Source organism: uncultured Tateyamaria sp., assembly GCF_947503705.1.
GTDB lineage: Bacteria > Pseudomonadota > Alphaproteobacteria > Rhodobacterales > Rhodobacteraceae > Tateyamaria.
This window is the reverse complement of the sequence record NZ_CANNES010000010.1, coordinates 32,212-51,152: the sequence shown is the minus strand read 5'-3', so window position 1 is coordinate 51,152 and position 18,941 is coordinate 32,212. Positions and strand designations below refer to the sequence as shown.

Genomic DNA, 18,941 nt, shown 5'->3' with positions numbered 1-18,941 from the left:
GCAATGCTGAGTGTCAAAGACCTGAGCGTCATGTTCCAAACACGGCGCGGTGCCGTGGACGCGGTGCGCGGCGTCAGTTTTGAGGTCGCCAAAGGCGAAATCCTTGGCATCGTCGGCGAAAGCGGGTCAGGCAAGTCGGTCACCTCATATGCATTGATGCGTATCCTGGACGCCGGTGGCACAATCAAGGCGGGCGAAGTGAACTATTCCGGGATCGATCTGCGACGCGCCGCCGAACGCGACATCCGTGACATCCGGGGCCGCGAGATTTCCATGATCTTTCAGAACCCCCGCGCGGCTCTCAATCCGATCCGCAAGGTCGGCCACCAGATCGAGGACGTCCTGCGGCAACACGCCCGTGCCACCCGCTATGACGCTCGCGACAAAGCGATTGCCGCGATGGAGGCGGTGAAGATCAAGGATGCCGCAGATCGTTACAACGCCTATCCGTTCGAGCTGTCGGGGGGGATGTGCCAGCGTATCGTCTGCGCCATTGCCCTTGCCTGCGACCCACGCCTTTTGATTGCAGATGAGCCGACTACCGGGCTGGATATCACCACTCAGAAAGCGGTGATGGATCTGGTCCGTGACCTGATCCGCGCGCGCGACATGAGCAGCATTCTGATCACCCATGACCTTGGCCTTGCTGCGCAATATTGCGACCGGCTGATCGTGATGAAGGACGGCTTGATCGTCGAAAAAGGCGACCCGGTGCAGATTTTCAGCCAGCCCACGCACCCCTATAGCCGCAAACTGGTGGATGCGACCCCGCGATCCGGCGCGTCGGTACGCGACCTCCTACCCGCCGAGAACCGCGCGCCCGCGCCTCGGATTCTGCCATCCGGCCAGCCCTTGGTCGAGGTGCGCGATCTGGTCAAAACCTATGCGGGCAAGGCAGGGCCGGTCCAAGCGGTCAAAGGTATCTCGTTTACCGTGAACAAAGGCCAATGCGTCGGGTTGGTCGGCGAAAGCGGATGCGGCAAATCCACGACGTCAGAGATGCTGGTTCGGCTGTTGGATGCGACATCTGGCCAGATTGTCTTTGACGGCCAAGACATTGCCAAAACGCCCGCGCGCGGCTTTGCCAAGGACCCAAGGCGCGCTGACATCCAAATGGTTTTTCAGGATGCAACCGACAGCCTGAACCCAAGACACAGCGCCCGCCAGGCGATCGCAGAGCCATTGCGCCGTCTGGGCAGGATGCGTGGCTCGACACTCGGCACGCGGATCGAAGAACTTGCCGGGCTGGTCGGCCTGCCCCTATCATTGCTTGATCGTTTTCCGCATCAACTGTCGGGCGGGCAAAAGGCCCGTGTCGGGATTGCGCGCGCCGTGGCGCTGGACCCGAAATTCCTGATCCTGGATGAACCCACAGCGGCGCTGGATGTGTCCATTCAGGCCGTAGTGTTGAACCTGCTGGTGGATCTACGTGCCAAACTAGGCCTCAGCTATCTGTTTGTGAGCCACGACCTGCACGTGGTGCGCCTACTCTGCGACCATGTCATCGTCATGAAAAACGGCGAGATCGTAGAGGAAGGACCAGCCGCGCTGGTCATGTCGCAACCACAAAACCCCTATACCAAATCACTGATTGCCGCCGCGCCAAAGCCACCGGAGCGAGCTGCTGTCATAGACCAACTGGAGACGACCGATGCTCAGCACTCTGCCTTTCACGATCAGCGCGCTTCGTGAGGCGTATGCCGCGGGCACCAGCCCAGCCGAAGTGATCGACGAGGTCTACGCGCGCCTCGCAGCTGTGGGGGACCCGGGCATTTTTATTTATCTGCGCAACCGCGACGACCTTGTTGCCGAGGCACATGCACTGGGGGCTTTTGACCCGTCCGTGCCACTTTGGGGTATCCCTTATGCGGCCAAGGACAATATCGACGTGGCCGGGATCGAAACAACGGCAGGCTGCCCTGCCTATGCCTACACGCCTGAACAGGATGCTTTTGTGATCGGGCAGTTGCGCGCGGCAGGTGCGCTGATGATCGGCAAGACAAACCTCGACCAGTTCGCAACCGGCCTTGTGGGTGTCCGCACGCCCTATGGCGCGCCCTTGAATGCTGTTGACCCACAAATCGTTCCGGGAGGCTCATCAGGTGGGTCGGGGGTGATTGTCGGCCATGGGATCGTCAGCTTTTCGCTTGGTACGGACACCGCAGGTTCTGGTCGCGTGCCTGCCGCGCTGAACAATATCGTCGGGTTAAAGCCCACATTAGGCGCGTTGTCGGCCAGCGGTGTCGTGCCCGCCTGCCGCACCCTGGACACGGTGTCGGTCTTTGCGCTGACGGTTGATGATGCTTATGCGGTCTTTGGCGTGGCACGGGGTTATGACGCCAATGATGCCTATTCTAAGGCATACGCGCAAGAAGACCTGAGCGAGCCCGCACAGCCATTGCGGGTGGGTATCCCCGATGCGGGCTCTATCGCGTTCTTCGGCGACACGGTGCAAAAGGCCGCCTTTGAACGAGACGTAGCCACGTTAAAGGCCCGTGGCGCAATCATTGAACCCATCGATTTTGAACCGCTCTACGCGATTGCACGCATGCTTTACGAAGGCGCATGGGTCGCAGAGCGCTACACCGTGATTGCCGATCTACTGGCCACCAACCCGGATGCCGTGCATCCCGTGACCCGCCAGATCGTCACCCATGCCGAAACCATGTCCGCCGCAGATGCCTTTACCGGAATGTACCGGCTGGCCGAACTGAAACGTGCGGCCGAGCCAATGCTTGACCGGCTTGATCTGCTGTGCGTGCCGACAGTGCCCACCTACTATTCCGTAGCTGATCTAGAGGTTGATCCGATCACGCCAAATTCGAACAACGGCACTTACACAAACTTTGTAAACTTGCTGGATATGTGCGGGATTGCCGTGCCAACCGCACAGCGCAGTGATGGGCGTCCGGGCAGCGTCACGTTGCTCGCGGGCGCAGGCCAGGACGCGCTTGTTGCCAGTGTTGCGCGCGGGTTCGAAAAGGATTGCTCCCGTACTATGGGGGCCACAAAGCACGCCATCGCGTCGCCCAAGCCGCTGCCACCTGCGCAACCCGACACAATCGAGATTGCCGTCTGCGGCGCACATATGAGCGGACTACCTCTGAACTGGCAACTTACCGACCTCGGTGCCAAGTTCGTGCGCAAGGCACAGACCACGACGGACTATAAATTCTATGCGTTGGCGGGTGGACCACCGGCGCGCCCCGGTCTGATCAAGGTTGCGGGGTCTCATTCGGGTACAATCGCGCTTGAAGTCTGGAGCATGCCGAAAGCCGCTTTTGGCACGTTCATGGCGGGTATTCCCGCGCCGTTGGGGATAGGCACCATCAATCTATCAGACGGAACGGCAGTCAAAGGGTTCTTGTGCGAACCATCAGGGCTGGACGGCGCAACAGATATCACGACACTGGGCGATTGGCGGGCCTACCTTGCGTTGCAAAGTGAACCCGCATGATCTCCAACGCAGAACGAACCCTGGCTCAGATGGGGCTTGAATTGCCCCCTGATTGGACGCCGCGCGGGCAATTCCTCCCTTTTCGTCGTGACGGCACAACAGTCTATTTGTCCGGGCAGATATGCGAATGGGGCGGCGAAGTCACCCACGGCGGTCCCGTTTTGGACACGCCCGACGGGATCAAGACCGCGCGCGACGCCGCACGGATTTGTGCGTTGAACCTGCTTTACCGACTGCGCGAAGCCTGCGACGGAAATCTGGACCGTGTCGACGTTATTCTGCGACTTGGCGGTTTTGTGAACTGCGCTTCGGGCTTCGGTCAAAGCCCCGCAGTGATCAACGGTGCGACCGAGCTTTTCGTAAAACTGTTTGGTGAGAATGGCTGGCACGCACGAACCGCGGTGGGCGTTTGCGGACTGCCCGGAAATGCCATGGTAGAGATAGATGCAATCGTCAGGCTAAAGCGGTAGTTGCGGCGCCGGCAATGTCGGAGCGTGCGCCTCCAAACAGGCGGCCATCGTTAAAAGGAACTCATCTTGGCCAGGATGGGCGGCGAGCATGATTGACCGGGGTCTCGACAGCGCATCAATGCCCCAAGGCAAACAGACCAATGGCCCGCCAAACGCCGTCCACGGTGTCAGCCAATCCTGATAACCGGTTGTCCCCACCATCAGCGGTGCACCCTCGGGTACGGGCAAAGTCAGGATAAGGTCGGTGGAAGTCATCGCCTTCCAAAAGGCAAGGCGCGCCCGGGTCAGGCGATCTCGCGCCGCAGCCACTTCGCCGTCATCCACTGTGCGGCCTGCTTCCAACCCTGCGCGGAACCTTGGTTGAAGAATGTCGGCTTTTTCATCCAAAAACGCACGATGCGCGGCGTAAGCCTCCGCACACATGACTATTCGATGGCCTTTGACAACGGTGTCCACGTCCGTTGGAAGGACTTCCTTGGCTACGTCAGAAAAACCGGCAAGCGCGTTCCGGGCGCCGTCCAATGCCTCCATCCAATCGGGCGGAACCGCAACAGCCGTATCCCAAAGCCCGCAAAGCACATCTCTGGTGTGAGGGTGAGTGATACTGGCAGACGGGGCCATTATCGCGAACGCGCGCCGGGCCAAGTCGACATTTCGCGCAATAATGCCCACCGTGTCAAAACTTGAGGCCAATGGTGTTACCCCGTCCATGGGCAAAAGGCCTATACTTGGCTTGAACCCAACAGCACCACAATACGCAGCCGGACGGATCAATGACCCTGCCGTCTGGGTGCCAAGGGCGAAATCCAGAATTCCGGCGCCGACCGCCGCACCGGACCCGCTGCTGGAACCGCCCGGAGACCGCGCAAGATCATGCGGATTGCGACAGGACGTGGGATCAGTGAACGCAAATTCCGTGGTGGTCGTCTTGCCGATGATCCGCGCGCCTGCGTCACGCAAGCGCTGGACAACGGTGGCGTCTTTTTCAGCGGGTAGCGCATTGGCGCAGGCGGCACTCCCGTTTCGCGTAGGAAGTCCTGCAACGTCGATATTGTCTTTTACACCCACGGTCAGGTCACCCAAAGGCCCTGCCTTGGCAGGAGCCTCCGACAGCGCAACGAAAGCGTGGATGTGTTTATTCCACGCGTCGCGGGCGGCAGTCATCTGACCTCACGCGCGACGCCGATCAGGTGGTCGCGCGAAATCATCACCTCCCACTCGGACAGATCACGTTTGTGCAGGTCTGCCGGAGGCTCAGGCAAGACCAAGTACCGCATATCTGCGTTGCTATCGTGGACATCCAGCCGCACCTTCATTGGCAAATCGAGCCCAAATTCCTTGAGCACCTCCCGCGGTTCTCGGACCGATCTCGCGCGGTAGGCCTTGGAAATGTACCAAGATGGCGGTTGTCCCAAAATGGAGCGCGGATAGCACGAACAAAGGGTGCAGGTGATCAGATTGTGCAAGGTCGATGTGTTCTCGACAACGATAATGCGGGCCTCGGTCACTGGAATATCCAGTTCCTGCACCGCGGCGCGCCCGTCCTCCAGCAAGCGTTTCTTATAGGCGGGATCACTCCAGGCTTTGACCACGGCCTTGGCCCCCAGATGGACGCCCGGGCTTTCCAGTTTGGCGATTGCTGCTGTCACCTCATGGGCCGTTAGCAATCCTTTGCTGATCAGCACATCCTGCAAGGCGTCCACGATGATTTGCGCATCAATGTTGCCAGCTTCGTCCTCGATCACGAGGGCTTCGTGTTCTTCATGGGTATGATCATGAGGCATTTGATCTGTCCTTTGACGGGGCCAACCAATGGTCGTAAATTTCGATGATCAACCTGTCATGTGCAGCATGGGCCTCATCCGGCCAAAGCGCGGTTTGAGCAAAGGCCACGCGGTAAAGGTCAACCGCCTTTCCACCCGTATTGCCCACCGCCAAGTCCTCAGGGTTCAGATATGTGCCGCCATATTCGACGACCTCCCCGGTCTGCGTGCGAATATAGTGCGGAATACGCACATGCCCGCCTTTGCCAAGCGCGAGCACGCATACCTGATCACCTTCGCGAAACCGGGTCATTTGGGGCCGGACGTCTCGCGCCACCGGCCGCGCCCCGCTGCGATCGCCGCATTCAGTTCCTCGCGCGTGATGACCCCCTTTTCGACAAGAATATCTGTCATGGCCTCAAGTCTGCGGCGGTAGAATGAAAGCTGGTTATACTTGTCGATGCCAAAGCTCTCGAACCCGCGGCGCACCTCATCAAGGGACACAATGCGACGTGTGCCGTCTCCCAACAGGCCGCGAATGGCCTCGACCTGCTTTTCCCAATGAAGCCAAGGCAGCTCAACCATGGGGATGTCACCAGCCATGTCGCCGCCAACATCGTGATATCCGCGCGGACCTTTGTCTTGAGCCATGGGTCCTCCTGTCCAAGGTCAGGATGGTACGGCGCGGGATGTGTCCACAAATGCTATTTTTTCAGCCCCGCGGTGCAAAATTCGAACCGCTCACGGTACTCAGGATTAGAAAAGGGGCGCAGCACATGGTCCGCCCCTCGCCTATTTCCCGCAACGTGCTACCCCAGACTCACGCAGCCCAAAATCCGGATTTGGCCACAGGCAAACTGCGGATACGGGTCCCGGTGGCGCGGTAGATCGCATTGCACAGTGCAGGTGTGACAGGTGGCACGGCAGGTTCGCCAAGGCCACCGGGGGCATGATCGCTCGCGATGAAATGCACCGCCTGCTCAGGTGCGTTCGACAGGCGCAACATGTCGTATTCAGGGAAGTTTTGTTGCTGTACGCCACCGCCCTCCAGGGTGATCTCGCCATAAAGCGCGGATGTCAGACCAAAGATCACAGAACCCGTTACCTGCGCTTCGGCGGCGGAAGGGTTGATCACACGGCCACAATCGACAACCGAGGTCACGCGGTTCACCTTGACGGCGCGATCCTCCGAGACTGTGACGTGGACGGCTTGGGCAACGATGGTTTCAAAACTATCGACCATGGCCACGCCTATCGCCTGTCCGGGTGGCAAATCCCTGTCCCATCCACTTTCGCGCCGCAACCGCTCCAGTACGGCACGGCGACGCGGGGTGGCATGATCCATGCGGAATCGGAGCGGGTCAGCCCCAGCAGCCTCGGCCAACTCGTCGACAAAGCTCTCGTGGAAAAAGCCCATTTGCGTAAAATCCACCGCCCGCCAGGTGCCAACCGGAACCGGGCTGGGGCAGATGACGCGGGCCACATCGCGGTTGGGCACCTCATACTGAAACGCAAAAGGGCGTTCGCTATCGGGCATGCCGGATCGCGCATCGATATACCGGCTTGCAAACGCAGTGATACGTCCGTTTTCGACGGCCCCTTGCATGCGGCTGATAATGGCGGGCCGGTACGTGTCATTGGCCATGTCCGTTTCGCGCGACCAGATCATCTTGACCGGAGCATCGGCCGCCTGTGCAATCCGCGCCGCCAATGTAACGAAATCCATGTCCCCACGGCGACCAAACCCACCACCCAGATAGACCGGATGCATGGTCACCTGCTCAGGCGTCATGCGCAAAGTCTCTGCAATTGCGTTGCGAGCATGTAGTTGGTTCTGGTGACCCACCCAGATGTCCGCCCCGTCCCCGCGCAGCGACACGGTGCAATTCATCGGCTCCATTGTTGCGTGAGCCAGATAGGGAACCTCGTATTCAGCATTTAGCGCCGTGCCAGATGCCAATGCGGCGCTTACATCGCCCGCCTGATCCATCTCCTCCATGTCGCCCGTGTCGAGGTCCGACATATGCTGCGCGCGGATCGCGGCGGACGACAGGTCCGTCTGCCCGCCGCTCCAATCGATGCCGACCTCCTCTAGGGCGCGGCTCGCCGTCCAATAGCTGTCGGCGATCACCGCAACCGCATCTCGCAGGTTTATGACCTGACGCACTCCGGACCGCCCCAAAGCAGCAGCGTCTTCGACGGACGCCACTTGCGCATCGCGTACGGGGGCCAGGGCAACGGCGGCATAAACCATGCCGGGTACAACGACATCAATGCCGAATTGGGCGGCACCATTGACCTTCTCCGGCAGATCAAGGCGGGGTTTCGAGGTGCCAACAATGCGGTACTCTGCACTGTCCTTGAGCGCCGGCTTGAGGTTGGGCGAAAAGGTCGCCGCCCGCGCGGCCAAAGCACCAAATGTGGCAGTCCGTCCCGAAGCTGCGTGGGTCACAACACTGTCGCGGGCGGCGAGGCTCGTCACCGGCACGTCCCATTCGGCGGCGGCGGCCTGCAACAGCATCTCCCTGGCCGCAGCGCCTGCCCGGCGCATCCCGTGCTGGCCCGTCAGACGAATGGCTGTACTGCCCCCCGTCAACTGACCCACTAACCCGTTAGCAATCTGTAAGAACGCAAAGTCGATCATCGGATACATGAAAGCCGGGATATTGGCCCCCTGCCCCAGGATGTATCCACGGCCCAGGTCGCTGTTGATATAGGCATCGGTTGCCGGGGCCTGCTCGATCGACACCGCGCCCCAATCCGCCTCCATCTCTTCGGCGAGCATCTGGGCAAGGCCCGTGCCCGCCCCTTGCCCCATTTCGGAATGCGGAAAGAACACTGTAATCCGATTGTCTGGGGTGACCTTGACCCAGGTGTTCAGCAGGATCTCATCGCCGGTTGCGACACTGTCATCGGACATCTTGAGGCGGTTGGGCGACAGGGTCAGGCCAAGAGCCAGGCCGCCACCAACGACACCTGCGGTGGCCAGAAAGGATCGACGGGTCCAGGTCCGTACTTTTGAGCGGGGTTCGGGTGTGTCTGACATTTTCATGCCTCCCTGCGCAGTCTTGCGGCTGTGTGGACGGCTGCACGGATTCGGTCATAGGTGCCGCAGCGACAGATATTAGTGATGGCGGCGTCTATGTCGGCGTCGCTAGGGTCGGGTATTTCATCCAACAGCGCCTCGACCGCCATGATCATGCCCGATTGGCAATAACCGCATTGCGGCACCTGATGGCTAAGCCAGGCGGCCTGCACGGCGCTGGGGGTTTCAGGACCAATATCCTCGATGGTGCGCACATCCGCGCCTTCGATCGCGTCCACCGGCAGAACGCAGGTGCGCGTCGCCTGGCCATCGACGTGCATCGTGCAGGCGCCGCAGGCCGCGATCCCACACCCGAACTTGGTACCCGTCAGCCCTTGGGTTTCGCGCACCACCCACAGCAGGGGCATTTCAGGGTCGACATCCACCGAAACCGGGGTGCCGTTCAACGTGAATGAAATGGACATGCAAGCTCCTCTGCCATCGGATCATACGAATGCAAATATATACGATTCTCGTAATGTCTATAGATCGGGAAGAAATTTTTTGGTCGCACCGCCTTTCGAATACGGCGGGTCGCACTTATGGTCCGAGCATGAGCGACGACGTCCACAAATTACACCATGCGGTCCAGATCATCATGCGGGCCTTCAAGATCGCGGAAGCGAATGTGCAGGTCGCGCACCGGGAACTGGCCTTTGGCCCGCCAGAAATTCAGACCATGCGTTTTGTTGCGGAAAATGCAGGCTGCAAGCTGGCCGATCTGGCCGAACACCTGGGCGTCGTCCCCACAACAGCCAGCAGCATCGTGGACCGGTTAGTGGAACGCGGGTTGATCCGACGCGACCGGCCAGAAACGAACCGCCGCGCGATTGCACTGGCCCTGACTGAGGCAGGCGCAGACGCCTTTTCCCGGATCGAGGCCGAAGAGTTGGCAACCATGCAGATGATGCTGGACGCCCTGGCCGAGGATGAACGCGCCCCCTTTGTCACGTCGATCAGCAAAATCGCCGCGTCGGTATCGTCGCAATAGCTGCGACTGTTTCTGATCATCCGCCGTTCGTGAACTTTTTGCGTCGTTCGCGGATTTTGGCATCCGAAGTCGCTGTGCCGTCGTGAAACGATCCGAACCACTTGTCCCAAGGCAGCTCAAGCGAGCCGTAATTACACTCGAAATACCGGTGATGCATTTGGTGGTGGAAAGTTCCCAGCTTGAACCGGTTCTTGTCCCGCACCAACATTCCCTCGAAACCAGTGTGCGTCGTGGCCGCCGTCAGCGCGTAATATTGCAGATGGAACAGGATGTGCACCGGATGAGCCGCAACCACAAAGTGGACAAGGACCGAGCCCAGAAAAATCAAATGCTCCACCGGGTGCATCGCCATGCCTGACCAGGGACCGACGTTGATATTGCGGTGATGCAGGGCGTGCACGTGCTTGTAAAAGAAGGGAACGTGCAGAAACCGGTGTATCCAGTAGAAATAAAAGCTCTCCCACACCGGGATCAGCAAGAACAAGGCGATAAACCAGATCGGGTTGGCGGCCCATGTCAGCACGGGCGCATAGCCATTGGCCATCGCCCAGAACATCAGCACCTCATACGCCGTCCACACGGTCACGCCACTGGCTATGGTCCAAAACATGTTGTCCCGGATTTGGCCGCCCAGTGTGAATTGCCGCCCGTTCTTCATCAACGGGCGCGGGTCGTATTTCAGCTTTTGGCCCTGTTTGGTGAAGGTATAGAAATAAAGGTGCAACCCACCCGCCACGAAGGTCATTAGAACCACGTTGCGTAAGAACATCTCTGCTATCCAGCCAAAAGCCAGCGTTTGCATTTCAGACAAAGTTGGCTGAAACCAGTAGAATGAAATGCAGGCAATGGCGACGATGATCAGCCGCTCTGTGATCAAGAACCACGAATTCCAGATCCACGCCAGCATCCGCAACGGCTGCGGCGGCCATTGAAAGAACGGCGACACCTGAAGCGGGACATCAGGCACATGGTGCCATCCTTTGAGCGGGGCATTGGACATGGGTGACCTCGTTGGGGCGAACAGTGGCCCCATAACTGTGCCATGGATATATTCTCGGAAAAAACAGTATTAATGGATTAACTAAGTCTAAAATTCCGAGGTTATCATGCCCCTCACTCTCAAAGCGATGTCGTATTTCACCACCGCCCTGCGCCACGGCAACATCGCCAAAGCGGCAGGCGAATTGAACATTGCGGCTTCTGCTGTGTCTGCAGCTATTGATCAGGTCGAGGCCGAATTTGACCTGACCCTCGTCACCCGCCACCGCGCAAGAGGCATTCAAGCCACAGCCAGCGGGCGGGATGTAGCGCGCAAATGCGAACGCTTGTTGGAGGAGTATCGGGCCTTGTTGGCCCAGGGTGCTGACCTCAAACAGACATTGGGCGGCACCTTGAGGATCGGGTATTACGCCCCCATCGCTCCCGCCTTCTTGCCCCACATCCTTGATGCGTGCCTGCCCGCGGGAAGTGATGTGACCCTTGTGCTTGAGGAATGCGACAACGATCAAGCGCAGGATGGCCTGATATCCGGCAAGTATGACGCCATTCTCTTTGTCGCCGAAGATGTCCGACCCGAGATCGCCTATGACACACTGATCGCGGCGCGACCTTACTGCTTGCTCCCTGCCGGTCACCGGCTGGCAGATGAGGCCCATGTCACGATGGCTCAGATTGCGCAGGAACCGCTGGTGGTGCTGAACCGGCCCGTGGCGGCTGCCTATTACGAGGGCCTGTTTCAACCCGGCACACGTGCCGCCCCCGTTGCAGCCTATGCGAATTCGACCGAGATGGTGCGCAGTCTGGTAGCGGCGGGACGCGGCTGTGCCATATTGAACATGCGCCCCCTCACCAGACAAAGCTACACCGGCGGACAGGTCGTCGAGCGCCCAATCGCAGAAGCGCTGCCACCTCTCACTCTCGCCATCGGCTATGACAAAACAGCGCCAAGGCGCATTGTTCAGGTCTTTGCTGATGCTTGCCGCACCCACTTTGCCAAGGACGGCCCGTTAAAGTGCATTGTCACCTGACGTCGCCATGCGTCTGTTTCCGAGTCCGAGGCCAAGTTTTCAAATTCAGTCTTGCCAGCCCGCGCAAGTTTCCGATACGAAACCTGCATAGCGTGACGTTGGGAGAACCAGTTCGCTGGTGCCGAAGGAGCAACTGCCTCGGAAACTCTCAGGCCACAGGACCAACGCCTGCGCACAAGAATACTCTGGAGAGAGATGCCGAAGGCATCCGCCGAAGGGATAATGATCTCAGGCGCACAGGACAGAGGAGGCACTCACGCGCAGGCGATGTTCTGCGCCCATCTGAGTGCCGCTTGGTTTGCTTCAAATCTCGTCGGCTTGAGAAAGGCAGACGCGGTATGAAATCCCACCTTCGGACACCCCTGCATGGGCTGCACATGGCACTGGGAGCAAAGATGGTTCCCTTCGCAGGTTATGAGATGCCGGTGCAATACCCCTTGGGCGTGATGAAGGAACATCTGCACACCCGCACCAAGGCGGGTCTGTTTGACGTCAGCCATATGGGTCAGGTCGTTGTGCAAGGTACAGATTATGAAGCGGCTGCCCGGGGCCTAGAGGCGCTGATCCCCGTCGACATTCTGGGCCTTGGTGAAAATCGCCAACGCTATGGGTTCTTTACCAACGCGGATGGCGGGATCGACGATGATCTGATGTTGGCAAATCGCGGTGATCATGTGTTTGTGGTCGTCAATGCCGCATGCAAGGCCGCTGACATCGCCTATACGAAAGCTGCACTAGAACCGGATGTAACCGTAACGGAAATAACTGATCGCGCGCTCTTGGCACTGCAAGGCCCGGCGGCAGAGGCGGTTTTATCGGCCCTCAACCCGCGGGCTGCGGCGATGGCCTTCATGGATGTGGCCACGTTCAAGGTGAACGGGGTTGAGGCTTGGGTGTCCCGCTCGGGCTATACCGGCGAGGACGGCTACGAGATTTCAGTACCCGCCCACGCGGCCGAAGCCTTTGCCCAAAACCTTTTGGATCATCCCGACGTTGAGCCTATCGGCCTTGGCGCGCGCGACAGCCTGCGGCTCGAAGCCGGGCTTTGCCTCTATGGCCACGACATTGACCAGACAACCACACCCGCCGAGGCGGGCCTCAGTTGGGCCATTCAAAAGATGCGCCGCTCGGGTGGTGATCGGGCGGGTGGTTTTCCGGGCGCAGAACGCATCCTGGCGGAAATCCCCGACGAAGCTTTGCGTAAACGCGTGGGTTTGTTGCCCTCTGGGCGCGCGCCGATGCGCGAGGGCGTTCCCCTTTTTGCGGACGAAGCAGCCACAGACCCCATCGGCACCGTCACATCGGGCGGATTTGGCCCCACGGTCGGTGTGCCTGTCGCTATGGGCTACGTCCCCGCCACTCACGCCGCTCCCGGCACCGTGATCCATGGCGAATTGCGCGGCAAACGACAGCCTTTGACCGTCACAAAACTGCCGTTCACCCCCGCCAACTTCAAACGATAAAGCAGAGAGGAAGACCAATGAAATACACTGAGGAACACGAATGGCTCCGCGCCGAGGGCGAAGTTTACGTTGTGGGCATCACCGAACATGCAACCACGCAACTGGGCGATCTGGTCTTTGTGGAACTGCCAGAGGTTGGCACCGAAGTGACCAAGAATGACGAGATCGTCGTCATTGAAAGCGTCAAGGCCGCCTCTGACATCCTCGCCCCGATCGACGGCGAAATCACCGAAGTGAACACCGCGCTGGAAGACAACCCGAGCATCGTCAACGAGGACGCAGGCGGGGCGGGTTGGTTCTTCAAGATCAAACCTTCCGATCCGTCACAGCTCGACAGCCTGATGGACGAAGAAGCCTATAAAAAGCTGATCGGCTAAGGAACGCACCAGATGACTTTCAACCCCACCGACTACCTGCCCTACGACTTTGCAAACCGCCGCCACATCGGCCCGTCACCCGCCGAAATGGACGAGATGCTAAAGGTGGTGGGGGCGAAAGACCTCGACGCGCTAATCGACGACACGATCCCTGCCAACATTCGTCAAAAGGCGCCGCTGGATTTCGGCAAGGCAAAATCCGAGCGTGAACTGCTGCGTCACATGCGCGTCACGGCGTCCAAGAACAAAGTCCTGACCTCGCTGATTGGTCAAGGCTATCACGGGACGGTCACGCCCCCCGCGATCCAGCGCAACATCCTGGAAAACCCTGCCTGGTACACCGCCTATACGCCCTACCAGCCCGAAATTTCGCAAGGCCGCCTGGAGGCCCTGTTGAACTTCCAGACCATGGTATCGGACCTGACGGGCCTGGAGATCGCCAATGCATCCCTCCTGGACGAGGCAACAGCATGCGCCGAGGCGATGACAATGGCCCAGCGGATCAGCAAATCAAAACTCACCGGCTTTTTTGTGGACGCGAATTGCCACCCCCAAAACATCGCCGTGATGCAAACCCGGGCACTGCCCTTGGGCATCGAGATCGTTGTGGGAAACCCCGATGATCTGGACCCAAACACCGTCTTTGGCGCGATTTTCCAATACCCCGGCACGTTTGGCCACATTCGCGATTTCACACCCCAGATTACTGCGCTGCATGACTGTAAAGGCATCGGCATCATCTCTGCCGATCCTTTGTCGCTGACCCTGCTCAAGGAACCGGGTGCGATGGGCGCAGACATTGCAGTCGGCACCACCCAACGGTTTGGCGTGCCCATTGGCTATGGTGGCCCCCACGCGGCCTATATGGCGACCAAAGCCGCCTATGCCCGCAACATGCCGGGCCGCATTGTAGGTGTGTCCGTGGACAGCCACGGCAACCGCGCCTACCGGCTGTCCCTGCAAACCCGCGAACAGCATATTCGCCGCGAAAAGGCGACGTCGAACGTTTGTACAGCGCAGGCGCTCTTGGCCGTCATGGCCGGGTTTTATGGCGTGTTTCACGGGCCCAAAGGTCTCAAGGCAATTGCCCAGCGCATTCACCGCAAGACCGCGCGGCTGGCCGAGGGCCTCAAGCAGGCCGGTTTCGATGTGCGCCCCGCCACCTTCTTTGACACCATCACCGTGGACGTGGGTCCGCTTCAGGCGGCGGTCATTAAATCCGCTCTGGACGAGGGCATCAACCTGCGCATCGTTGGCGACACATCCGTTGGCATCACGCTCGACGAGCGGACGCGACCTGCAACCATCGAAAAGGTCTGGCGCGCCTTCGGGATCGAGCGGCAGGACAAGGATTACACCCCGCATTACCACATGCCGGAAAAGCTGATCCGCACCAGCGATTTCATGACCCACCCCATCTTTCACATGAACCGGGCCGAGACGGAAATGATGCGTTATATGCGCCGTCTGGCCGACCGTGATCTTGCGCTGGATCGGGCCATGATCCCGCTGGGGTCCTGCACAATGAAGCTGAACTCCGCCGCCGAAATGATGCCGGTCAGTTGGCGCGAGTTCTCGTTGCTGCACCCCTACTGCCCAAAAGATCAGGCAGCGGGCTATATCGAAATGATCAACGATCTGTCGGCCAAACTCTGTGACATCACCGGCTATGATGCCCTGTCGATGCAGCCTAATTCGGGCGCGCAGGGCGAATATGCGGGGCTCTTGACCATCGCAAGCTGGCACCGCGCTCAAGGTCAGGGACACCGCAACATCTGCCTCATTCCGATGAGCGCGCATGGCACCAACCCCGCCTCGGCTCAGATGGTCGGCTGGAAGGTCGTACCTGTGAAATCGGCGGACAACGGCGATATTGATCTGGACGATTTCCGCGCCAAGGTGGACCTGCATCGCGATAATCTTGCAGGCTGCATGATCACATATCCCTCGACCCACGGCGTTTTTGAGGAAACGGTGATTGAGGTGTGCAAGATCACGCATGACGCGGGCGGCCAAGTCTATATCGACGGGGCCAATATGAATGCGATGGTGGGTCTCAGCCGACCCGGCGACCTTGGTGGCGACGTGAGCCATCTCAACCTGCACAAGACGTTTTGCATTCCCCACGGCGGCGGCGGCCCAGGCATGGGGCCCATTGGTGTCAAGGCGCATCTGACCGAACATCTGCCGGGCGATCCGAACGGGGGGAGCGGCGCAGTGAGTGCCGCGGCCTTCGGCTCGCCGTCGCTCTTGCCGATCTCATGGGCCTACTGCCTGATGATGGGTGGCGAGGGGCTGACGCAGGCGACGCGCGTGGCCATCCTGAACGCCAACTACATCGCCAAGCGCCTCGAAGGCGCGTTCGATGTGCTCTACAAAGGCCCCACAGGCCGGGTCGCGCATGAATGCATCATCGACACCCGCCCCTTTGCTGACAGCGCCCATGTGACGGTGGACGACATTGCCAAGCGGCTCGCCGATTGCGGCTTTCACGCGCCGACCATGTCTTGGCCTGTGGCTGGAACCTTGATGATCGAGCCTACAGAATCCGAGAACAAGGCTGAATTGGACCGTTTTTGTGATGCGATGCTCGGCATAAGGGCCGAGATTGAGGCGATTGAAAAGGGCGAGATGGACACGGAGAATAACCCACTCAAGAACGCACCGCACACTATGGAGGACCTCGTTCGTGATTGGGACCGCCCCTATAGCCGCGAGGCGGGATGCTTTCCCAAAGGCTCGTTCCGCGTCGACAAATACTGGCCACCCGTCAACCGGGTCGACAATGTCTGGGGCGATCGCAACCTAAGCTGCACCTGCCCGCCGATGGAGGATTATACCTGAGCCGCGTTCGGGCACGCGTGGCCTATATCGACGCGTGCCCGCGCAGCCGGAAAACCAAGGGCATCATTGCCAGAACCAAAACGGCGGCAAAGAGGAACGGCGCGCCGGGGAAATAGACGCCCTCATCGTCCACAGCGCCCTGAAAAATTCCCGTCATCACCAGTGGTGACGCAACAGCAGCCACCGATGACAGCGACGCGATGACCCCCTGCACGACGCCTTGGCGGTCCTCGTCCACCTGGTTGGAAGCCATCGCCGTCATGAGGGCGGGCACCAGGTCCGACAATGCGGCCAGCAGCAGAAAGATGATCAGCACCACCACCGTGCCGGTGAAGCCAAACCCGATCATCGCGACCAGCGCTGAGACCATGCCCAACATGAGGGTCCGAAAATCACCGATCCACCGAATGAGGATCGGCATCAAGCCCCCCTGCACTAGCGCCAACAAGACGCCGTAGGCCGCCAGAGACAACCCGATATAGAGCGTTGGCCAGTCAAAGACTTCGCGCGTCCAGAACGCCCAAAGAGTAGGGTAGACAAGGTTCGCAAACTCAAAGATGAAAATGCACAAGAGCGGCACCGCCAGTCCGGGAATACGGAACGCGTCGACGATGGATTTGAACGGATTCAGGTCCCGCTTGCCAAAGGGGCGTCGCTTTTCCGGTTTCAGGCTCTCGGGCAGGACAAAGAAACCAAAGACCGCGTTGGCCGCAGACAGGGCCGCCGCAATCCAGAACGGGGCTGAAAGGCTGATCTCGGCCGCGATCCCGCCAACGGCAGGGCCAAGGACAAATCCGATGCCAAAGGCGGCCCCAATCAACCCGAAGTTCGAAGCCTTTTCCTGCGGGGACGAAATATCGGCCATATAGGCCGTCGCGGTGATGTAAGTCGCTCCCGCCAAACCTGCGAGGGTCCGCCCCACGAGCAGTAGCCAAAAGCTGTCGGCCAAGGCCATGATCACGTAGTCCACAGCCAGCATGACAAGCGCCGCGATCAGGATAGGCCTGCGCCCTATAGCGTCCGAGATGCTGCCCACAATCGGGCCGCACAAGAACAAAGCGCCCGCATAGGACGCCATCAGAACCCCGCCCCAAAACGCACCTTGCCCGGTGTCGCCCGCGCCAACCCGGTCCATCAGATCGGGCATGATCGGAAACACGATTCCGATCCCGATGGCATCAATCATCAGGGTGATCAGAATAAACGTGGTCGCGCGGTTCTTGAGCATGGTGTTGGAATGGAGCGTCGCCCGCCGCAAAGCAAGGCAAATACAATCCGCGCAAAACAGACTGTTCAATTCGTCCGGCACCCCTTGAGAATGAAATGGTTGATAGGCAACGCGGATCGCCCTAGCCTCATAATTATGTCAGATTTTCCACACCTCGTCGTTCTGGAGCGTCACAGCGCATATCGCCGAAAGCGTTTTGCCGGATAGCAAACCCGCGTTTGCCCATCCTAAGAAACCTGTTCGGAGAAAAGACATGACTGAGTTTACCGACATTCCAGTGCTGGACCTAAGCCCAATGATCAACGGGCAAGATACCAAAGCGTTGGCCGCGGACTTTGCCAAGGCTTACGGTGAAACCGGGTTCGCCTATATCACAAACCACGGGATCGACCCGGCATTGCGTGCGGCGGTTTTTGATGCCTCAAGGCGATTTCACGCCCTGCCCGAGGTCGCAAAACAAGCGGTGCAGTTAGACAAAAACCACCGGGGGTATATCGCGATCAACACATCTACCGATGTGAATTCAGATCTGGCTGAGGTGACCAAACCCAACCAATCTGCATCGTTCATGATGATGCGCGACGATGTGGCGGTGGACCCGCATGTCTATCTGTCCGGGCCAAACCAGTGGCCAGCATTGGCAGGGTTTCGAGAGGCGTGTGAGGCTTATGCCCAAGCGATGACGAGACTGGGGCAACAGTTGATGGGCTTGGCCCTTGACGCAATGGGCGTCACGGATCGCTCTGCGCTGTCGTCCTTTTACACGCCCACGATCTGGCTGCGCCTTTTGCACTATCCGCCGCAACCCCCACAGGCGCCAGGAGACCTCTATGGCTCTGCTCCGCATAAGGATTTTGGCTGTTTGACGCTGCTTGCCCAAGATGACGTGGGCGGTTTGCAGGTGCAGACACCCGCAGGGCAATGGGTCGACGCCCCCCCGATGAAAAACGCGTTCATCGTCAACGTGGGTGATATGCTGCATCGGATGTCAAACGGCACTCTGCTCTCCACACCGCACCGGGTGATCAACAAAAGCGGGCGGGAACGCTACTCTGTGCCGTTTTTCTTTGATCCTCACGTCTCAACCGACATTGCGCCCCTGCCCGGTACGGGCCAGGCCAGGTTTGAGCCTTTGAACTTTGGCGCGTTCCTGCGCGGTGAGTTGGAGGCAAGCTATGACGCTCACCAAAACAGTGCAGCGGCGGGTTGAGATACCCCGAAAATTCAGGTCTTTGA

17 protein-coding genes and 2 riboswitches are annotated in these 18,941 nt (G+C 59.4%); of the genes, 9 read left to right on the top strand and 8 right to left on the bottom strand.

The window, feature by feature from the left end; genetic code table 11:
• The first annotated feature begins 3 nt into the window (after positions 1-3).
• The 3 genes from Q1A44_RS18305 to Q1A44_RS18295 are packed head-to-tail and all read left to right on the top strand — an operon-like array spanning position 4 to position 3,927.
• Positions 4-1,692, top strand: a complete 1,689-nt coding sequence (locus Q1A44_RS18305) for an ABC transporter ATP-binding protein (RefSeq protein ID WP_299628174.1) — start codon at positions 4-6, stop codon at positions 1,690-1,692.
• The gene (gene atzF, locus Q1A44_RS18300; RefSeq protein ID WP_299628172.1) at positions 1,652-3,457 is read left to right on the top strand and encodes an allophanate hydrolase; all 1,806 of its coding nucleotides are present in this window, start codon (positions 1,652-1,654) and stop codon (positions 3,455-3,457) included. Before Q1A44_RS18305 ends, atzF begins: the two co-directional genes overlap by 41 nt.
• Positions 3,454-3,927 carry a RidA family protein gene (locus Q1A44_RS18295; protein ID WP_299628170.1) on the top strand — a complete coding sequence of 158 codons (474 nt, stop codon included), beginning with the start codon at positions 3,454-3,456 and terminating at the stop codon, positions 3,925-3,927. Before atzF ends, Q1A44_RS18295 begins: the two co-directional genes overlap by 4 nt.
• Here the strand turns inward: Q1A44_RS18295 and Q1A44_RS18290 are convergent.
• The 6 genes from Q1A44_RS18290 to Q1A44_RS18265 all read right to left on the bottom strand — a co-directional run bounded on the left by Q1A44_RS18290 (position 3,916) and on the right by Q1A44_RS18265 (position 9,200).
• Complete coding sequence (locus Q1A44_RS18290; RefSeq protein ID WP_299628168.1) at positions 3,916-5,091, bottom strand: amidase; 1,176 nt, start codon at positions 5,089-5,091, stop codon at positions 3,916-3,918. The two genes, Q1A44_RS18295 and Q1A44_RS18290, sit on opposite strands and share 12 nt — an antisense overlap.
• Positions 5,088-5,711: a nitrile hydratase subunit alpha gene (locus Q1A44_RS18285; RefSeq protein ID WP_299628166.1), complete on the bottom strand. Its 624-nt coding sequence runs from the start codon at positions 5,709-5,711 to the stop codon at positions 5,088-5,090. Before Q1A44_RS18285 ends, Q1A44_RS18290 begins: the two co-directional genes overlap by 4 nt.
• On the bottom strand, positions 5,701-6,003 hold the full coding sequence (locus tag Q1A44_RS18280) for an SH3-like domain-containing protein (protein WP_299628164.1): 303 nt from the start codon (positions 6,001-6,003) through the stop codon (positions 5,701-5,703). The genes Q1A44_RS18285 and Q1A44_RS18280 overlap by 11 nt, the downstream gene beginning before the upstream one ends.
• A complete protein-coding gene (locus Q1A44_RS18275) occupies positions 6,000-6,341 on the bottom strand; it encodes an SH3-like domain-containing protein (protein ID WP_299628162.1) in 342 nt (113 codons plus the stop codon). Before Q1A44_RS18275 ends, Q1A44_RS18280 begins: the two co-directional genes overlap by 4 nt.
• Positions 6,342-6,510: 169 nt before the next feature.
• Entirely contained in the window at positions 6,511-8,736 is a 2,226-nt protein-coding gene (locus Q1A44_RS18270) for a molybdopterin cofactor-binding domain-containing protein (RefSeq protein WP_299628160.1), read from the bottom strand.
• 2 nt (positions 8,737-8,738) lie between these two features.
• Positions 8,739-9,200: a (2Fe-2S)-binding protein gene (locus tag Q1A44_RS18265; protein WP_299628158.1), complete on the bottom strand. Its 462-nt coding sequence runs from the start codon at positions 9,198-9,200 to the stop codon at positions 8,739-8,741.
• 128 nt (positions 9,201-9,328) lie between these two features.
• Between Q1A44_RS18265 and Q1A44_RS18260 the strand changes: the two genes are divergently transcribed.
• Complete coding sequence (locus tag Q1A44_RS18260) at positions 9,329-9,766, top strand: MarR family transcriptional regulator (protein WP_299628156.1); 438 nt, start codon at positions 9,329-9,331, stop codon at positions 9,764-9,766.
• Positions 9,767-9,782: 16 nt separating this feature from the next.
• Here the strand turns inward: Q1A44_RS18260 and Q1A44_RS18255 are convergent, their stop codons facing one another.
• On the bottom strand, positions 9,783-10,766 hold the full coding sequence (locus Q1A44_RS18255; RefSeq protein ID WP_299628154.1) for a sterol desaturase family protein: 984 nt from the start codon (positions 10,764-10,766) through the stop codon (positions 9,783-9,785).
• A 106-nt stretch (positions 10,767-10,872) separates the two neighbouring features.
• Between Q1A44_RS18255 and Q1A44_RS18250 the strand changes: the two genes are divergently transcribed.
• From Q1A44_RS18250 to gcvP, 4 genes are all read left to right on the top strand, one after another.
• Positions 10,873-11,793: a LysR substrate-binding domain-containing protein gene (locus Q1A44_RS18250; RefSeq protein ID WP_299628152.1), complete on the top strand. Its 921-nt coding sequence runs from the start codon at positions 10,873-10,875 to the stop codon at positions 11,791-11,793.
• A gap of 89 nt (positions 11,794-11,882) precedes the next feature.
• A riboswitch (glycine riboswitch) is annotated at positions 11,883-11,967 on the top strand.
• Between the two features lies 1 nt (position 11,968).
• A riboswitch (glycine riboswitch) is annotated at positions 11,969-12,048 on the top strand.
• Positions 12,049-12,131: 83 nt separating this feature from the next.
• Positions 12,132-13,256 carry a glycine cleavage system aminomethyltransferase GcvT gene (gene gcvT / locus Q1A44_RS18245; RefSeq protein WP_299628150.1) on the top strand — a complete coding sequence of 375 codons (1,125 nt, stop codon included), beginning with the start codon at positions 12,132-12,134 and terminating at the stop codon, positions 13,254-13,256.
• Positions 13,257-13,273: 17 nt separating this feature from the next.
• Positions 13,274-13,633, top strand: a complete 360-nt coding sequence (gcvH, locus tag Q1A44_RS18240; RefSeq protein WP_299628148.1) for a glycine cleavage system protein GcvH — start codon at positions 13,274-13,276, stop codon at positions 13,631-13,633.
• A gap of 12 nt (positions 13,634-13,645) precedes the next feature.
• Positions 13,646-16,477, top strand: a complete 2,832-nt coding sequence (gcvP, locus tag Q1A44_RS18235; protein ID WP_299628146.1) for an aminomethyl-transferring glycine dehydrogenase — start codon at positions 13,646-13,648, stop codon at positions 16,475-16,477.
• Between the two features lie 22 nt (positions 16,478-16,499).
• On the opposite strand, the gene Q1A44_RS18230 is transcribed toward gcvP, so the two are convergent.
• A complete protein-coding gene (locus Q1A44_RS18230) occupies positions 16,500-17,705 on the bottom strand; it encodes an MFS transporter (RefSeq protein WP_299628144.1) in 1,206 nt (401 codons plus the stop codon).
• Positions 17,706-17,958: 253 nt separating this feature from the next.
• Between Q1A44_RS18230 and Q1A44_RS18225 the strand changes: the two genes are divergently transcribed.
• Entirely contained in the window at positions 17,959-18,915 is a 957-nt protein-coding gene (locus Q1A44_RS18225) for a 2OG-Fe(II) oxygenase family protein (protein ID WP_299628143.1), read from the top strand.
• The last annotated feature ends 26 nt before the right edge of the window (positions 18,916-18,941 follow it).